Annotated in this window: 12 protein-coding genes; 2 read left to right on the forward strand and 10 right to left on the reverse strand. The window is 67.2% G+C overall.

The window, feature by feature from the left end:
• Nucleotides 1–10: 10 nt before the first annotated feature.
• Nucleotides 11–424 (reverse strand): XRE family transcriptional regulator, encoded by a 414-nt coding sequence (locus BJY26_RS07920; RefSeq protein WP_179427156.1) that lies wholly within the window; start codon nt 422–424, stop codon nt 11–13.
• Between BJY26_RS07920 and BJY26_RS07925 the strand changes: the two genes are divergently transcribed.
• On the forward strand, nt 416–628 hold the full coding sequence (locus BJY26_RS07925; protein ID WP_179427158.1) for a hypothetical protein: 213 nt from the start codon (nt 416–418) through the stop codon (nt 626–628). The genes BJY26_RS07920 and BJY26_RS07925 overlap by 9 nt on opposite strands.
• Here the strand turns inward: BJY26_RS07925 and menC are convergent.
• From menC to BJY26_RS07960, 7 genes are read right to left on the reverse strand one after another with little or no spacing between them, the layout of a single operon-like run.
• Nucleotides 603–1736, reverse strand: coding sequence for an o-succinylbenzoate synthase (menC, locus tag BJY26_RS07930; protein WP_179427160.1), 1134 nt, complete (start codon nt 1734–1736; stop codon nt 603–605). The two genes, BJY26_RS07925 and menC, sit on opposite strands and share 26 nt — an antisense overlap.
• A 2-nt stretch (nt 1737–1738) precedes the next feature.
• The gene (locus BJY26_RS07935; RefSeq protein WP_179427162.1) at nt 1739–2572 is read right to left on the reverse strand and encodes a GNAT family N-acetyltransferase; all 834 of its coding nucleotides are present in this window, start codon (nt 2570–2572) and stop codon (nt 1739–1741) included.
• Complete coding sequence (locus BJY26_RS07940) at nt 2569–3729, reverse strand: M20 family metallopeptidase (RefSeq protein ID WP_179427164.1); 1161 nt, start codon at nt 3727–3729, stop codon at nt 2569–2571. The genes BJY26_RS07935 and BJY26_RS07940 overlap by 4 nt, the downstream gene beginning before the upstream one ends.
• Nucleotides 3726–5312 carry a PucR family transcriptional regulator gene (locus tag BJY26_RS07945; RefSeq protein WP_179427166.1) on the reverse strand — a complete coding sequence of 529 codons (1587 nt, stop codon included), beginning with the start codon at nt 5310–5312 and terminating at the stop codon, nt 3726–3728. The genes BJY26_RS07940 and BJY26_RS07945 overlap by 4 nt, the downstream gene beginning before the upstream one ends.
• Nucleotides 5313–5316: 4 nt before the next feature.
• A complete protein-coding gene (locus tag BJY26_RS07950) occupies nt 5317–6888 on the reverse strand; it encodes an amidohydrolase family protein (RefSeq protein ID WP_269151192.1) in 1572 nt (523 codons plus the stop codon).
• 55 nt (nt 6889–6943) lie between these two features.
• Complete coding sequence (locus tag BJY26_RS07955; RefSeq protein WP_179427169.1) at nt 6944–8131, reverse strand: cation:proton antiporter; 1188 nt, start codon at nt 8129–8131, stop codon at nt 6944–6946.
• 8 nt (nt 8132–8139) lie between these two features.
• Nucleotides 8140–8637, reverse strand: a complete 498-nt coding sequence (locus BJY26_RS07960; RefSeq protein ID WP_218852324.1) for a cation:proton antiporter regulatory subunit — start codon at nt 8635–8637, stop codon at nt 8140–8142.
• Nucleotides 8638–8742: 105 nt separating this feature from the next.
• On the opposite strand from BJY26_RS07960, the gene BJY26_RS07965 reads away from it, so the two are divergent.
• Nucleotides 8743–9558: a serine hydrolase domain-containing protein gene (locus BJY26_RS07965; RefSeq protein WP_179427171.1), complete on the forward strand. Its 816-nt coding sequence runs from the start codon at nt 8743–8745 to the stop codon at nt 9556–9558.
• Nucleotides 9559–9645: 87 nt separating this feature from the next.
• On the opposite strand, the gene BJY26_RS07970 is transcribed toward BJY26_RS07965, so the two are convergent.
• Both BJY26_RS07970 and BJY26_RS07975 read right to left on the reverse strand, forming a co-directional pair.
• Nucleotides 9646–10752: a M24 family metallopeptidase gene (locus BJY26_RS07970; protein WP_179427173.1), complete on the reverse strand. Its 1107-nt coding sequence runs from the start codon at nt 10750–10752 to the stop codon at nt 9646–9648.
• A 3-nt stretch (nt 10753–10755) separates the two neighbouring features.
• Nucleotides 10756–14175, reverse strand: a complete 3420-nt coding sequence (locus BJY26_RS07975; RefSeq protein WP_237249048.1) for a bifunctional proline dehydrogenase/L-glutamate gamma-semialdehyde dehydrogenase — start codon at nt 14173–14175, stop codon at nt 10756–10758.
• Between the last annotated feature and the right edge of the window lie 115 nt (nt 14176–14290).

The raw sequence follows: 14290 nt of genomic DNA on the forward strand, positions 1-14290 counted from the left end.
GTCCGCCCGTTCACATCGCGGCCTGAGCACGTAAAAACTCGGCCACCGCCGGATAATCGTCATCGATCGAACGGGCGGCGGCCCGCAGATCGGACGGTGACGGGCGGACGGCGTGCAGTTGGCTTTGCCGCATGACCGGGCGGCTCGCTTGAATCCGGGCCAGCAATTCTTCGGCGGCATCCGGCGATCGACCCTCGGCCCCGTCGAGGAGCTCTTCGAGCATGACGAGTCGTTCGTAGACGGCCGGGTTTCCGATCTTCACCCGCCTGGCGCCGGTCAGTTGGCTGAGCATCGGAGCCGAGAGCCCGAGAATTTCTGCAAGCCGTGCCTGAGTCAACGACAGACCGGCCTTGACCCTGCCGAAGCGTTCGCTGAGCGGCTCGCCGTACAGCGCCTCTTGCGCCCGGGTGACGCCGTGGGGCATGTCGAACGGGGTCCCCGCTACGTCGACACGTCCGAGCCGACGGTGAAACCCGCCGCGGCCACGCACTCGTCCGATGCGCAGTCCGGCCGCGGCGGACGGTATCGCGCTCCCGCAGTGGCCGGGACCGCTATCGGGCTGCTGTTTCTGATAGCGATCATCGCGGTCGGAGTGCCGATCCTCAGAGGACGCGGACGTCGGTCGTGACCTCGCGCATCACCTCCGGCAACGGCTCGGCGCCGATGCCCGGACCTGTCGGCACCTGCATCCGCCCGCCCGAGGCGACGAACGGCTCGGTGATGTCCGTGGCATAAAACCTGGACGACGACGAGATGTCGCCGGGCAAGGTGAAACCGGGCAATGCGGCCAGAGCGATATTGGCGGCGCGCCCGATGCCCGTCTCGAGCATGCCGCCGCACCACACGGCCACTCCGAGCGCACGGGCCAGATCGTGGATCTTGCGTGCTTCCAGGTAGCCGCCGACTCGCCCGGCCTTGATGTTGATGACCGCTGCTGCGCCGAGGCTGATGGCATCCGCCGCCGACTCGGCCGACACTATCGACTCGTCCAAACACATGGGCGTCGACATTTCCGCGGCCAGCTTGGCGTGCTGGCGAATATCCGCTTCGCCGAGGGGCTGCTCGATCAAGAGCAGGTTGAACTCGTCGAGCCTGCGGAGCAGCGGCGCATCCACCAGCGTGAACGCGGCATTCGCATCCACCTGCAGCGGCAACCGGTAGCCGAATCGCTCACGGATGGCGCGCACCGGCTCGATGTCCCAGCCCGGCTTGATCTTGATCTTGATACGCGCATAACCCTCGTCGAGATAGCCGCCGACCCGGTCGAGCAGTTCGGGAATCGAATCTTGGATGCCGACGGAGACGGCCGACGGGACGGACGTACGAGTCGCGCCCAGATACCGCGCCAATGATTCACCCCGTCCGTGCAGCTCCGCGTCCAAAATCGCGATTTCCAACGCCGCCTTGGCCATCGGGTGTCCCACGACGTGCCCGAGGATCTCCGAGACCGTCTCGGCAGTGACTTCGGTGTGCGATTGCCGCTCCAGCAACGCCGGCGCCAAATAGTGTTCGATGACGTGCCGCGACCCGTCGACGTACTCGCTGGAGTAGAACGGATCGGAGCCGGACACGCACTCACCCCAGCCCAGGACGTCGCGCACGCCGTCGGCCGTGCGGAACGTCCCGCGCACCTCGACAAGCAGCGCATTGCGCTCGGTCTGCGTGCTGAACGACGTCGTGAACGGCGCCACCAGCGGCAGCCGAACCGTGTGCAGACGTATTTCCTCGATGTGCATGGTCAGCCCTCTCCCACTAGATAAAACCCGGATTTGTCGAATCCCTGCACGTGCCGCCCCGACTCGAGCAACGACGTGAGCACGTGGCGCAGCGCCAGCCGCCACCGGCCCGCCCGCGCCGGGTCCGCCGCGCGCACTGCATCGATATCCGGCGGGATTGCCGCGGTCACGACGTCGGCCCCCTCGCCGCACTCGAGCCGCACGTCCGGTTCGCCGTCGGAAATTCTCAGGACGGCGGGCGCGTCGGCGGGGGCGGGGCGAGCCGCCGCGGCAGTGGCGGACGCCGCATGCAGATCCCACACCAGCAACAGCCTGTCGGTCGGCTGCCCGGCATTGAACACGTCGTCCAGCGACCCGTAGAAATCGGTCAAATACTCGGCCGGCCGGGCTCCGAGACGGGCAATGTCGAAATAGGCGTTGCGGGCAACGAGCGGGTCAAACGTCCAGGAGACTTCGTCGATGCCGCGCGCCAGACACCAGGCCCGCTGATGCAGCTTGAGCGCGCGCCCGATGCCGCGACCGGCCAGACGCGGCACGACGCCGGCAATATGCGAATGCAGGCGACGTCCGAGCGGCTCGGCAAAGAAACCGATACACCCGCCGACCGGCTCGCCGTCGCGATAGGCGGCGGACAGATAATTGCCGGTGTGCGCCATCGCGGTCATCAGCTCGGCCGGCACATGGGTCTCGTTCGGGCCGAGATTCCACACGGCCGACAACATGCGGGACACCGGCGCCATCGGCGTCGCAGTGTCGAGCGCGCGGACGACGACGCCTGCGGAGTCGGCAGCCTCGCGCGCTTCCGCTGCAGCATCGTCCCCGGGCGCGTGCATCATCGGGCACCCGCCCCATCCAGGACATCGGCGACGAGCGCGGCCAGCAGTGCCGTGCGCCCCGGGATCGGATCGATGACGACGTGCTCGTCATCGGCGTGCGCGCCGCCGCCGACGGCACCGAGCCCGTCAAGCGTCGGCACCCCCATCCCGGCGGTGAAGTTGCCGTCGGAAGCGCCGCCGACAGCCACCCGGGACAGCGGGCCGGCGCCGATCCGGTCGGCAAGGCCGCACGCCCGCGTGAACAAGTCGCCGGAGCTGGCCGCTTCCAGCGGCGGACGATTCGGCCCGCCGTCCACGCTCACCCGGGCGCCGGGAAGCTGCGCGACGAGTCCGTGCATTTGCTCATCCACGCGGTCTTGCTCGGCGATGGTTGCGGCCCGCACGTCGACGGCGACCCAGGCGGAATCCGGAACCGTGTTGGACGTCGTGCCGCCACCCAGCATTGTCGGGGTCACCGTCGTTCCGGCGTCCGCATCGCCGAACTCGGCGATCGCGAGCATGTGCGCGGCCAGCTCGAGGCCGGCGTTCACCCCGTTCTCCGGCTCGAGACCGGCATGCGCAGCAAGGCCCGTCGCGGTGACTGTGTAATTGGAGGTGCCCTTGCGCTGGGTCTTGATGGCCCCGCCCGGCCCCGAGGCTTCGAGGACGAAGACGGCGTCCGCGTCGGCCGCCTCGGCTTCGATCAACTCGCGCGACGTCGGCGAGCCGATCTCCTCGTCGCCCGTGACCAGCAGCGTGACGCCGTCCAGCGGGGCCCCATCGGCCATGAGCCCGCCCAGCGCGTAGAACGCTTGCACGAGCCCGGTCTTCATATCGAAGCAGCCGGGGCCGCGGACAATGCCGTCGGCGCAGACCCACGGATGCGTTTCAAGCGAGCCGATCGGCCACACCGTGTCGTGATGAGTCAGGATGACGACGCGCCGCGGCCCCGTGCCCAGCCGCCAGCGCAGGTGGACGCGTCCGCCGTTCTCGACGCGCTCCGGAACCGTGCCGAGATGCTCCGAGCCGACTTGCGCCACCAGGTCCGCGCTGCGGCGTCCGGCCTCGAAATCGGACGTCGGCGACTCGCAGAGAACCAATTGCCGAAGATCGGCCAGCATGTCCGGCAGGGCCGCGCGGGCCTTGTCGAGTAGCGAGCCGTCGGTTTCATACGTCATGGGGAATCCTTACTGGCCGGGAACAATCGGAGTTGCAGCATCAACGCGAACCGCTGGTCGACGTCGCCGAGGTCGATCGCGGCGACCTCCTCGATTCGGCGCATGCGGTAGCGGAACGTGTTCTTGTGAATGTGCATCGAATCGGCCGCACAGCCGACGTCGCCGAAGTAATCGAGCCACGCGCGCAGCGTGGCGACCAATTCGGTCCCGTGGGCGCCGTCGTATCCGTTTAATGTCACGAGCGGGCCGGTGAGCTCCTGGCCGAATTCGCCAAGGAAATCCGACATCTTCAGCAGCAGCATGTCGACCTGGACGTCGTCGGACGCCGCGACGGCCGAGCCGCCCGGCCGGCCGCGCAATACCCGGAGCGTCCAATCGGCCTCGCGCCGCGACGCTTGCAGCCGGGCGACGTCGTCGACGGGCCTGCCGATACCGATGAATACTCGCGGCGAGGAGCGGATGCGCCGGACGAAATCCCGAGCGCCGTCCCGTACCTGGCCGACGTCCGCGGCCGGCAGCACCGCATAGATGGTCCGGCCGAGCAATGCTGCCTGCGCGCGGGCGTGCGCCGTTTTCAAGTGCATGGTGAAGACGCCGAACAAGTGTTGCAAGTTCTGCTCGGACGCCGTGTCGTCCGGATCCGTATCGCCCTGGCCGACGGCCATGACGCACACCGGTCCGCCGGTGACGCCGGCCTGTGCGGCAGCGGCGCGAGCATCGGCGCCTCCCGCCAACAACCCCGAGACCAGCGACGTTTGCAGACGCGCCGCCGAATCACGGGTGACGCGGGCCCGCAGCATGGTCATGGCCACGACGCCGGCCGCCTCGGCCAGCGCCCTGGCGCGCACGGACGGCAGCGGCGCATCGGCGACCACCCAGATCGATCCGAGGATTTCGCCGCCCGCCTGCAATCGCATGACCACCCGGGCACGGATGTTGTTCCCGATGGCGTCGACGAAGACCGGCTCGGGGGAGGCGTACACGCGCCGGAATGTGCCGTCGTCGCGCATTCGCGCCTTGAGGTCGTCGGGCACTTCGTGGCTCAACACGCTCGCCTTGCGTGCCGGATCGGATTGGCCCTGGTCGGGCGAGAAGGCCACGATGTGCGACGACGTGTCTTCGATCGTGACGGGCCCTCCCACTATCGCCGCGACCGAATTGGCAAGGGCGAACAGGTCCTCGGGCGACTCGGGCGCCGTCGGCGAGACGTCGGCGACGTCCAACATCGACGACAGGATCGAGGTGACCTGCATCCAGGAGGCGCCGCGAATCAATTCCAGCAATGCCACGCCGGCCCTGTCTGCTGCCGCAGCGACATCGGCGTCATCGGTCAGCCGGTCGCGTAAGACGATGCCGGCGGCCCGCGTGCCGGCGACCGTGTCGATCAGCTTGACGGCGGTGGCCGAGTCGGCGACTCCGACGCCCAGCACCAGGGAATCATCGCCGGGCGGGGCCGGATCGAGCGGATCGTAGACGGTGACCGATGACACGGCCGTCGACATGTCGCCGGGGCCGGCAACGGGCGTCAGCAGGGTCAGCCCGATTCGGTCGAGCAGGCTGCCGAGAGTCGCCGATCCGGCCATGGTCCTATGCCGCCCGCGCTCCGGCCCCGCGAACGGCCTTGCCGGGGAACGCGGCGGCGTCCAATTCGCCGTCCGCCACGACCGGCGTCCCGCCCACGAACACGTGCCGGAACCCGGTTGATGGGCGCAAGGAGGTGTAGTCCCCGCGCGCTGCCACGGTCGCCGGGTCGAATACCGTGAGATCGGCGTCCGCTCCCACTCGGAGACGGCCCTTGGCGCGCATGGCCGGCGCCGCCTCTTCGAGGATCTGCGCGGGAATGAGCGTGCAGCGACGGATTGCCTCGGGGAGCGTCAGCACGCCGGTGTCGCGCACCAGCCAGCTCAGCGCACGAGCAAAGCACCCGGTGCTGCGCGGATGGGCGATGAGTCCGGGCGGCAGCGGCCATACGTCGCCGGTGGCGGCGCACTCGGCGGCGTGGCGCTGTGATTCGGTGCCGAAGAACGTCAGCGGCATCGCATCCGATGCGATAGCGGCGTCCGGGACCGTTTGAGCACGCAGCAGCATCGCTTTATCGGCAGGGTCGCACAGGTCGAACGACTCCAAGACGCACAGACCGCCCGGATCATTGGCACGGATTTCGACGAGACGTTCTTCGCTGGCCACGCGTTCGCCGGTCGGCAGGTACGTGATCGACGACGGGGTCATCCGGTTGCGGCGCAACTCGTCGGGGGCGAGGAACGACGCGCCGATCACCGTCGATCCTGCCGCATAGGGATACGCCTCGGTGGTCACCGGTACGCCGCGCGCCCTGGCGGCCGCCAGCGACTCGGCGACGGAGTCCGCCAAGTGCCCCGAGGTCGAGTTCATATGACACAGGTGCATTGGCGCGGAATGGGCTTCGGCCTCGGCAATGATCTCCTGCGCGGCATCGAGAGCGCTGCCGGGCGGCTCCGCCGACATGGATCGGGCATGGATGAACATCGGCTGGGTCGTCTCGGCGGCCAAATCGGCCAACCGTCCGAATTCCTCCGCGGTGAAGTCGGGAGCGTATCCGGCGAGCATGCCGATGCCGATGGCGCCGTGGCGCAGTTGCCTCTCGACGAGGTCGAGGATTCGCCCGATATCCCGGCCGTCCGCCGGTCCGCGCCAGCGGGCGCCGTCCTGGAACTGTTCGAACATGCCCAGGGGGATGCGGAATTCGCGGTCGTCCTGCGGCCGCACCGCCGGCGCGCCGTCCAGCACGTGCATCCTGGAGTAGACCCATCCGGCCGAAAAGCCGAAATTGAGTGGGCGGCCCTCGCTTTCGGCCCATTCGTAATGGTCGGCCACCGGCAGCGCGCCGCCTTCGAGTTCGAGGGAGGTGGTGACGCCGTCCAGCGCTTGTAACCGATGCCCCGAAATGGTTTGAGCGTGACTGTGCATATCGATGAACCCCGGGGCGACGACGTGGCCGGAGACGTCGATGGTGCGTGCGGCGTCCGCGCGGTCGTCGCCGATGTACGCGACGGTGCCGCCGCGGATTCCAACGTTCCGGACGCCGTCCAACCCCGATTCGGGGTCGATGACACGTCCGCCGGTCAGCAATACATCCAAGGCCATGACTGCCACTTTACGGTCGGCGACATCCGCAGCCATGGTGCGCCCGCACGATCCCGGTAGCAAAGTGTTGTGCTATTGGACAAGGAAGCGGTCAGTCGGGACTGCCTGCCGGGCCGCGCACGCTATCTCGGATCTTGCCGAATGCCCGGAACAAGGGGGCGGCGAATCGGGCCAGCAACGGCCCCAGGACTGCCATCATCATGACGTAGGTGGCTGCCAGGGGGCCGATTTGGTTCAGTCCGGCAGTGGTGGCCAGACCCGCGATGACGATATTGAATTCACCGCGCGGTACAAGCATCATGCCGGCACGAACACGGCCGGGCAAAGCAATGCCGGCTCGCCCTGCCGACCAGGCACCGACGCCGATCTTGGTGGCGGCCGTGACGAGGACGAGTACCAAGGCAATCAGCAGAACCGACGGGATGTCGCGCGGATCGGTCCGCAGGCCGAAGAAGACGAAGAAAACGGCGGCGAACAGGTCACGCAGCGGCGTCAGCACGGCACGCGCGCTTTCGGCGACCTTGCCGGACAGGGCGATGCCGACGAGGAACGCGCCGACGGCGTCCGACACCTGCAACTGCTGCGCGATACCGGCAATGATCAAGACGATGCCGAAGACGCCCAAGAGCAACAGTTCGTCGCTGTTGGTGAAGATGATCTTGTTGATTGCGCGGCCGAACTTCAACGCGACGATGAGCGCGACCGAGACGGCTGCCACGGCGATCAACACGGTCAGCGATCCGCCCAAGAAGCCGACGCCGGCCAGCAGCGCCGTCAGGATCGGCAGATAAATTGCCATCGTGAGGTCTTCGAAGACCAGTAAGGACAGCACGATGGGCGTTTCGCGGTTACCGAGACGACCCAAGTCGGTCAGCAGCTTTGCGGCGATGCCGGACGACGTCGCGTACGTGACGCCGGCCATGGCCAGGATTCCGGGGATCGGCCAGCCCAGGATGATGCCGACGATGGCTCCGGGGGCGGCGTTGACGACGAAGTCGACGATGCCGCCCGGATAGTTGCGGCGGAGATTCGTGATCAGCTCGTCGGCGGAATATTCAAGTCCGAGAAGGAGCAGCAGCAGGATGACGCCGATCTCGGCGCCGACCGAGATGAACTCCTCGCTTGTTTCGAGCGGGGCGGCACCGCCGACGCCGAACATCAGCCCGGCAAGCAGATACAGCGGGATCGGCGACAGTTGGATCAGTGCGGCGAGCCTGCCGAGGATACCGAGTCCGAGGATTATCGCGCCCAGCTCGAGAATGAGAATGGGGGAGCCCATACGCGGCCCTAACCGGCAATGATCTGGTCAACGCTGGACAAGGCGTCGTCGGTTCCGACCACAATCAGCACGTCGCCGCCTTCAAGGGAGAAATCCGGGGTGGGTGAGGCAATCGCCTCTTGCTCGCGCAGCACAGCCACAATCGACGCGCCGGTGCGGGTGCGTACCTTGGCGTCTCCCAGCGGGTGACCGTCATAGGGTGATCCGTGCGCCACCTTGACCTTGTGCGTGCGCAGGCTCGAGACCTGGTCGGACAAGGTTGCCAATCGCTCGGTCACTCGGTGGGTGCCGAGGAATTCCGCCACCGTGTCGGCCTCCTCGGGCGACAGCGTCATCGTATTGGAGCACGCATCGGGGTCGTCCCGGTCATAGACAAGGATGTCGCGACGTCCGCTCCGATGCGACACGACACCGATGCGCTGGCCCTTCGCGGTCATGAAATCGTGCCGTAGCCCGATCCCGGGCAAAGCGGTCTCATTGATTTCAATGGACTCGTCATTGGACATTACGTACTCCCTTGACGGAAATTCACTTCTCGAGTTCATCATCGCATGCGCCGGACGGCCGGCGGCATGCATCCGGAGTCCGAACAGGTGCCCTAGTATCGTGGCATGCAATCCTTGACCCTGGTATCCGAATGGCCCGTCGAACACGTCAGCGCGGCCGTCGTATCGGCCGGCGGCGAGGTTCTCGGCACGGCCGGGGACCAACGACGAGCGTACCCGCTGGCGTCGGTGACCAAGCTGCTGTCGGCATACGCAACGCTGATGGCGTGCCGGGAGGGAGCGTTCGAGCTCGACGATGCGGCGGGACCGGAAGGGTCGACGGTGCGCCACCTGCTTTCTCACGCCTCCGGCCTCGACATGACCGAACGGAAGGTGCGGGCGCCGGCCGGCACCCGGCGGATCTACTCGAACGCCGGTATCGAAGTGCTCGCCGACTTCGTGGCCGACAGCACCGACATCGCATTTGCCGATTACGTCGCCGAGGGCGTGTTGGAGCCGCTCGGCATGACCGACACCGAGTTCACCGGATCGCCGGCCGCCGGGGCCGTCTCGTCGGCACGAGACCTCTCGCTGTTCGCGGCCGAGCTGCAGGCGCCGACGCTGTTGGACCCCGGCATTGTCGCATCCGCCACCCGCGTGGCCTTCGAAGGACTGGACGGCGTCCTACCCGGTTTCGGCAGGCAGCGGCCCAACGATTGGGGACTCGGATTCGAATTGCGCGATCACAAGGATCCCCACTGGACCGGAGCGAACAGTTCGCCGTCCACATTCGGCCACTTCGGCCAGTCGGGCACTTTCCTGTGGGTCGATCCGGATACCGGCGCCGCAGCAGTTGCATTGACGGACAGGGATTTCGGGCCGTGGGCGGCCGACGTATGGCCGCCGTTCACCGATGCCGTGCTCGCCGACCTGCGGGGCTGACCCACCCGTCCTCCGCAAAACGCCCCGGCGCGTATAGCCCGCCCCGTCATAACCACGCGCTCTGTACGCCGCGGGGCGTTTTGCGGGTTAGCGAAGCGTGCGCGGCTGATTGTTCACCGGCTGACAACCGCTTGGCAGCGTGATCATGATGTCTTCGATCCGGGCCCCGAACAGGCCGGGCAGGTAAATCCCCGGCTCGATCGAAAACGCCATGCCGGGCTCGACCCGGCGTTCGTTACCGTCCACGATGTACGGGTCCTCGTGCGTTTCCAAGCCGATGCCGTGGCCGGTGCGATGGGTGAAGAACTCGCCGTATCCCGCCTGTTCGATGACGTCCCGCGCCGCTGCGTCCACCGACGCGCACGTGACGCCGGGCCGGGCATGATCGCGTGCTGCGGCCTGCGACCGGTACAGCACGTCGTACATGCGTTGAAGTTCCGGATCGGCATGGCCGACCACATAGGTGCGGGTGCAATCCGAGGCATATCCGGAGGGCAGGGTGCCGCCGATGTCGACGACTACCGCGTCCCCGTCCCGGAGGACCCGGCTACCGGGTTCATGGTGCGGGCTGGCGCCGTTCGGTCCTGCCGCCACAATTGCGAAGTCGGTGCGCGCGTGCCCGGCGTCCACGATCGCCGCGCTGATGGCCGCCGACACCTCGACCTCGGTGCGCCCGGCTGTGAGCATTTCCGGCACCCGCGCGTGCACGCGGTCGATGGCCTCGCCGGCCCGGCGCAATTCGCCGAGTTCGTAATCGTCCTTGATCTCGCGCAGCGGAGCAAGCACCTCGCCGGCCAAACGGACCCGCCCGACGCCGACGTCGTCTTGCAGCCACAACACGCGCGACGCCCACATGTGGTCGTCGACGGCGACCCGGCTCATCCGGCCGTCGAGCAGTGAACGGATCCGGGACGCCACGTCGTCGGTCTCACCCAGGTCGACGATGTCGAGCCCCAACGCGTCGTCGACGGCTTCTTCGGCCGCCGGACGCTCGAGGGTCGGGACCACAAGGGCGGCGGCGCCGTCCGTCAGCACCAGGCACGTCAACCGTTCGAGCGGCAATGCCGCATATCCGGTCAGATAGAACAGGTCGCTGCCCGGCGTGATGAGCATGGCGTCCAGGCCGGCGCGGGCCATGTCGGCGCGGGCCGCATCGATCCTGGCGGTAATTGCTGGGGTTGGCGAAGTAGGCATACGTCAGATGATGCCATCCGACCAGGCATCGGGGTTACCGAATCGGTGCGCCGCGATGGTCACTGCTTGTTCGTGCATGAACGGCAACAGTTCGAGCCGCCCGGCAGTCGTCACGGGGTCGGCGAATACCGCGACGTCGGGATCGCCGCCCAGTGCATCGGCCACGTCCGCGGCCGACATGCCGATCAGGCGGATGCGCCCGGTGCCCGGACCCGTCGCGGCCAGCGAGTCCAACCATTTTCGGTCGGACATTTCGACGTAGGACGCGCCGGACGCGGTCAAGGTCTTGACGAATCCGTCCGGCAGCGGCACGCCGGTACTCACGTGCACCGTGCTTCCGGCGCGGGCGCCGGCCAGCAGGACGCGAGTCAACTCGGTCGGCGACCCGTTCTCGCCAAGACGCACGGTGATCTCCATCGGCAGGTACCGGAACACGTTTCGCTCCAGCCCGAGTGCCGACACATCCGAAGCCACGCCGAATTCGCGTTCCCATTCGGCTTGATCGTCGGCCGCCGAGACCGCCAGATAGCCGTCCGATTGGGGAGTGCCGGACGCCGCGAGCAAGGCCGCCGCTCGCCCCTCCGGCCGCGCCGCGGGCGTCGACCGCCGCTCGGCCGGGTGCCACGAACCGAGGTGGACCACGTAATTCGGCCCGCCCGCCTTGGCGCCGGCGCCCACGGACGACCTCTTCCAGCCGCCGAACGGCTGCCGCCGTACTATCGCGCCGGTGATGCCGCGATTGACGTACAGGTTGCCGGCCTGGACCCGCGGCAGCCAATAGGCCAGGTCGTCCGGGTCGAGAGTGTGCAGGCCGGCGGTGAGCCCGTAGACCGGCGCATTTTGCAGCTCGATAGCCTCCTTCAGCGTCTCGGCAGTCATCACGCCGAGCACCGGACCGAAGTACTCGGTCAAGTGGTAGGCGCTGCCCGGTTTCACACCGGCCTTGACGCCGGGGGACCACAGCCGTCCGGTGTCGTCGAGCTGCCGGGGCTCCACTGCCCACGTCTCACCGTCGTCCAGTGTGGTCAGCACCTCCTTCAATTTGCCGGAGACCGGCTCGACCACCGGGCCCATTTGGCTGACCGGGTTCGTCGGATAGTCCACGCGCAGGCTCGACACGGCGTCCACCAGCTGATTGCGGAACCGCGTCGATGTCGCGACCGAGCCGACCAGGATCACGGTGCTGGCCGCCGAGCACTTCTGGCCGGCATGCCCGAACGCCGAATGGACGACGTCGGCGACGGCCAGGTCGAGGTCGGCGCTCGGCGTGACGATTATCGAGTTCTTCCCGCTCGTCTCGGCAAGCAGCGGCAGGTCGGGCCGCCAGGATCGGAACAGTTTGGCCGTCTCGTAGCCGCCCGTCAGGATGACTCGGTCGACACGGCTGTCGGAAACGAGTTGTTTGCCGAGTTCGCCCTCGTCGACGTCGACAAGGCGCAGGACGTCGCGGGGGATGCCGGCGGCGTGTAGCGTGTCGACGATGACTGCGGCGCACCGGCGGGCCTGCGGCGCCGGTTTGACGACGACGGCGCTGCCGGCCGCCAGTGCCGAGAGCATCGACCCGGTCGGGATGGCGATGGGAAAATTCCACGGCGGCGTGACGACCGTCAGCTTCGACGGCACGAACTCGGCGCCGTCGACGCTGTCCAGCTCGCGTGCGCATTCGGCGTAGAAGCTTGCGAAGTCGGTGGCTTCGGACACTTCCGGATCGGACTGGTCGATGGTCTTGCCGGTTTCGACGGCCGCCACTTCAATGAGGTCGCCGCGGGCGGCGGCAAGCCCCCGGGCAGCCCGGTGCAGCACGTCGGCGCGCCCGGATCCGCCCAGTGCGGCCCACTTGGGCTGGGCGGCCACGAGGCCGGCCAGTATGTCGTCCAGCGTCTTCGCATCGGTGACGGCGGCAGCCTCGATAGTGGCATTGCCGAGTGTTGACGACTTGGCTCGAGACAAGATCTGCCGGCCCCACGCGCGGTTGTCGGGTAGCGACGGGTCGGTGTCCGGTTCGTTGGCGAACGTGGTCGCCGGCGGCTCGTTCGGCGTCTCGAGTCGGTTTTGCTGCCGGTTGCGGGCCGGAGCTTCGGTATCGACCTCCGCCAGCGACGCAAGGAATCTGTCGCGTTCACGTTCGAACAGCTCGCGGTGCGTCGTCAGCTCGAAGACTGCCGACATGAAGTTCTCGGTGCTGGAGTTTTCTTCGAGCCGGCGAACCAGATAGCTGATTGCCGCATCGAAGTGATCCGGGTGGACGACGGGCGTGTAGAGCAGCAGTCCGCCGACTTCGTCCGAGATCGCGGCCGCCTGTCCTTCGGCCATGCCGAGCAGCATCTCGAACTCGATTTGGTCGGTGACGCCCCGTTCGACCGAGAGCAGCCGGGCATACGCAATGTCGAACAAATTGTGCCCCGCCACGCCGAGCCGGACGGCGTCCGCGACCTCGGGGGTCAGCGCCCACTGCAGCACGCGCTTGTAGTTGGTGTCGGTGTCCTGCTTGCGGCCGTACGGCGCCAGCGGCCAACCGCGCACTGCTGCTTCGACGTGTTCCATGGCCAGATTGGCGCCCTTGACCAGGCGGACCTTGATCGCGGCGCCGCCGCGGGCCCGGCGCGCCTTCGACCATTCGGTGAGGCCCTGCAGGGCGCCCAGCGCATCGGGCAGATACGCCTGCAGCACGATGCCGGCCTCGAGATGAAGCAACTGCGGCTGATCGAGGATCCGTTCGAACACGGCGATCGTCAGATCGAGATCGTGGTATTCCTCCATGTCCAAATTGATGAATTTGGGCAGCGGCGAGTTCGCGGCGAGTTCGTACAGCGGAGTCAGGCGCCGGGTCACCCGCTCGACGGTTTCGTCAAATCCCCACAACGACACCTCGTTGACGATGGAGGAGACCTTGATCGAGACGTAGTCGACGTCGTCGCGGGCCAACATCTTCCGGGTGCCCTCGAGCCGGCTATCCGATTCGTCATTTCCCAGCACCGCTTCGCCCAAGAGGTTCAAATTGAGCCTGATTCCGGGCGTCTTCAACTTTGCGATCGCCTTGCCGAGTTTGCCCGGCCGGGAGTCGATGATGAGGTGGCCGACCATATCGCGCATTGCCCGCCGGGCGATGGGGATCACGACCGACGGCAGCACTTGGCCCATGGCCCCGCCGAGCTTGACGGCCGAGCGCATGTACCAGGGCAGGAACCCGGGCGTGTGGCGTGCCAGGTGCTTCAAACTGTCGGCAGCGACCTTGTCGTCTTCGGGCCTGATGACGCGATCGACGAAGCCCAGCGTGAAGTCGAGCCCGTCCTTGTCCTTGAGGACCTCGGCCAACAGGGCAGCCGATCCGGTGGCCTCGGCGCCGTCGCCGGCCGCCAGCCATTTCTCGACAAGTGCGACTGCCTTCTCGCCCAGTTCGGTATCGATTGTTGACGCCGTCATTGGCCCCATCCCTTAGGTTCCGGTGACTATCTCTTTACTTGTAAAGATAGCTGGATTCACCCATGGCGGGATTATAGATTTCGACAATCTCGGAACATTTGATTGTGTGTTCCGT

This window comes from Spelaeicoccus albus (assembly GCF_013409065.1).
GTDB classification, from domain to species: Bacteria; Actinomycetota; Actinomycetes; order Actinomycetales; family Brevibacteriaceae; genus Spelaeicoccus; species Spelaeicoccus albus.

Coding starts and splice junctions, on each gene's coding strand:
- BJY26_RS07975 (WP_237249048.1), bottom strand. CDS start 14,175: ATGACGGCGTCAACAATCGATACCGAACTGGGCGAGAAGGCAGTCGCA.
- BJY26_RS07920 (WP_179427156.1), bottom strand. CDS start 424: ATGCCCCACGGCGTCACCCGGGCGCAAGAGGCGCTGTACGGCGAGCCG.
- BJY26_RS07950 (WP_269151192.1), bottom strand. CDS start 6,888: ATGGCTGCGGATGTCGCCGACCGTAAAGTGGCAGTCATGGCCTTGGAT.
- BJY26_RS07940 (WP_179427164.1), bottom strand. CDS start 3,729: ATGACGTATGAAACCGACGGCTCGCTACTCGACAAGGCCCGCGCGGCC.
- BJY26_RS07935 (WP_179427162.1), bottom strand. CDS start 2,572: ATGATGCACGCGCCCGGGGACGATGCTGCAGCGGAAGCGCGCGAGGCT.
- BJY26_RS07945 (WP_179427166.1), bottom strand. CDS start 5,312: ATGGCCGGATCGGCGACTCTCGGCAGCCTGCTCGACCGAATCGGGCTG.
- BJY26_RS07965 (WP_179427171.1), top strand. CDS start 8,743: ATGCAATCCTTGACCCTGGTATCCGAATGGCCCGTCGAACACGTCAGC.
- BJY26_RS07960 (WP_218852324.1), bottom strand. CDS start 8,637: ATGTCCAATGACGAGTCCATTGAAATCAATGAGACCGCTTTGCCCGGG.
- menC (WP_179427160.1), bottom strand. CDS start 1,736: ATGCACATCGAGGAAATACGTCTGCACACGGTTCGGCTGCCGCTGGTG.
- BJY26_RS07970 (WP_179427173.1), bottom strand. CDS start 10,752: ATGCCTACTTCGCCAACCCCAGCAATTACCGCCAGGATCGATGCGGCC.
- BJY26_RS07955 (WP_179427169.1), bottom strand. CDS start 8,131: ATGGGCTCCCCCATTCTCATTCTCGAGCTGGGCGCGATAATCCTCGGA.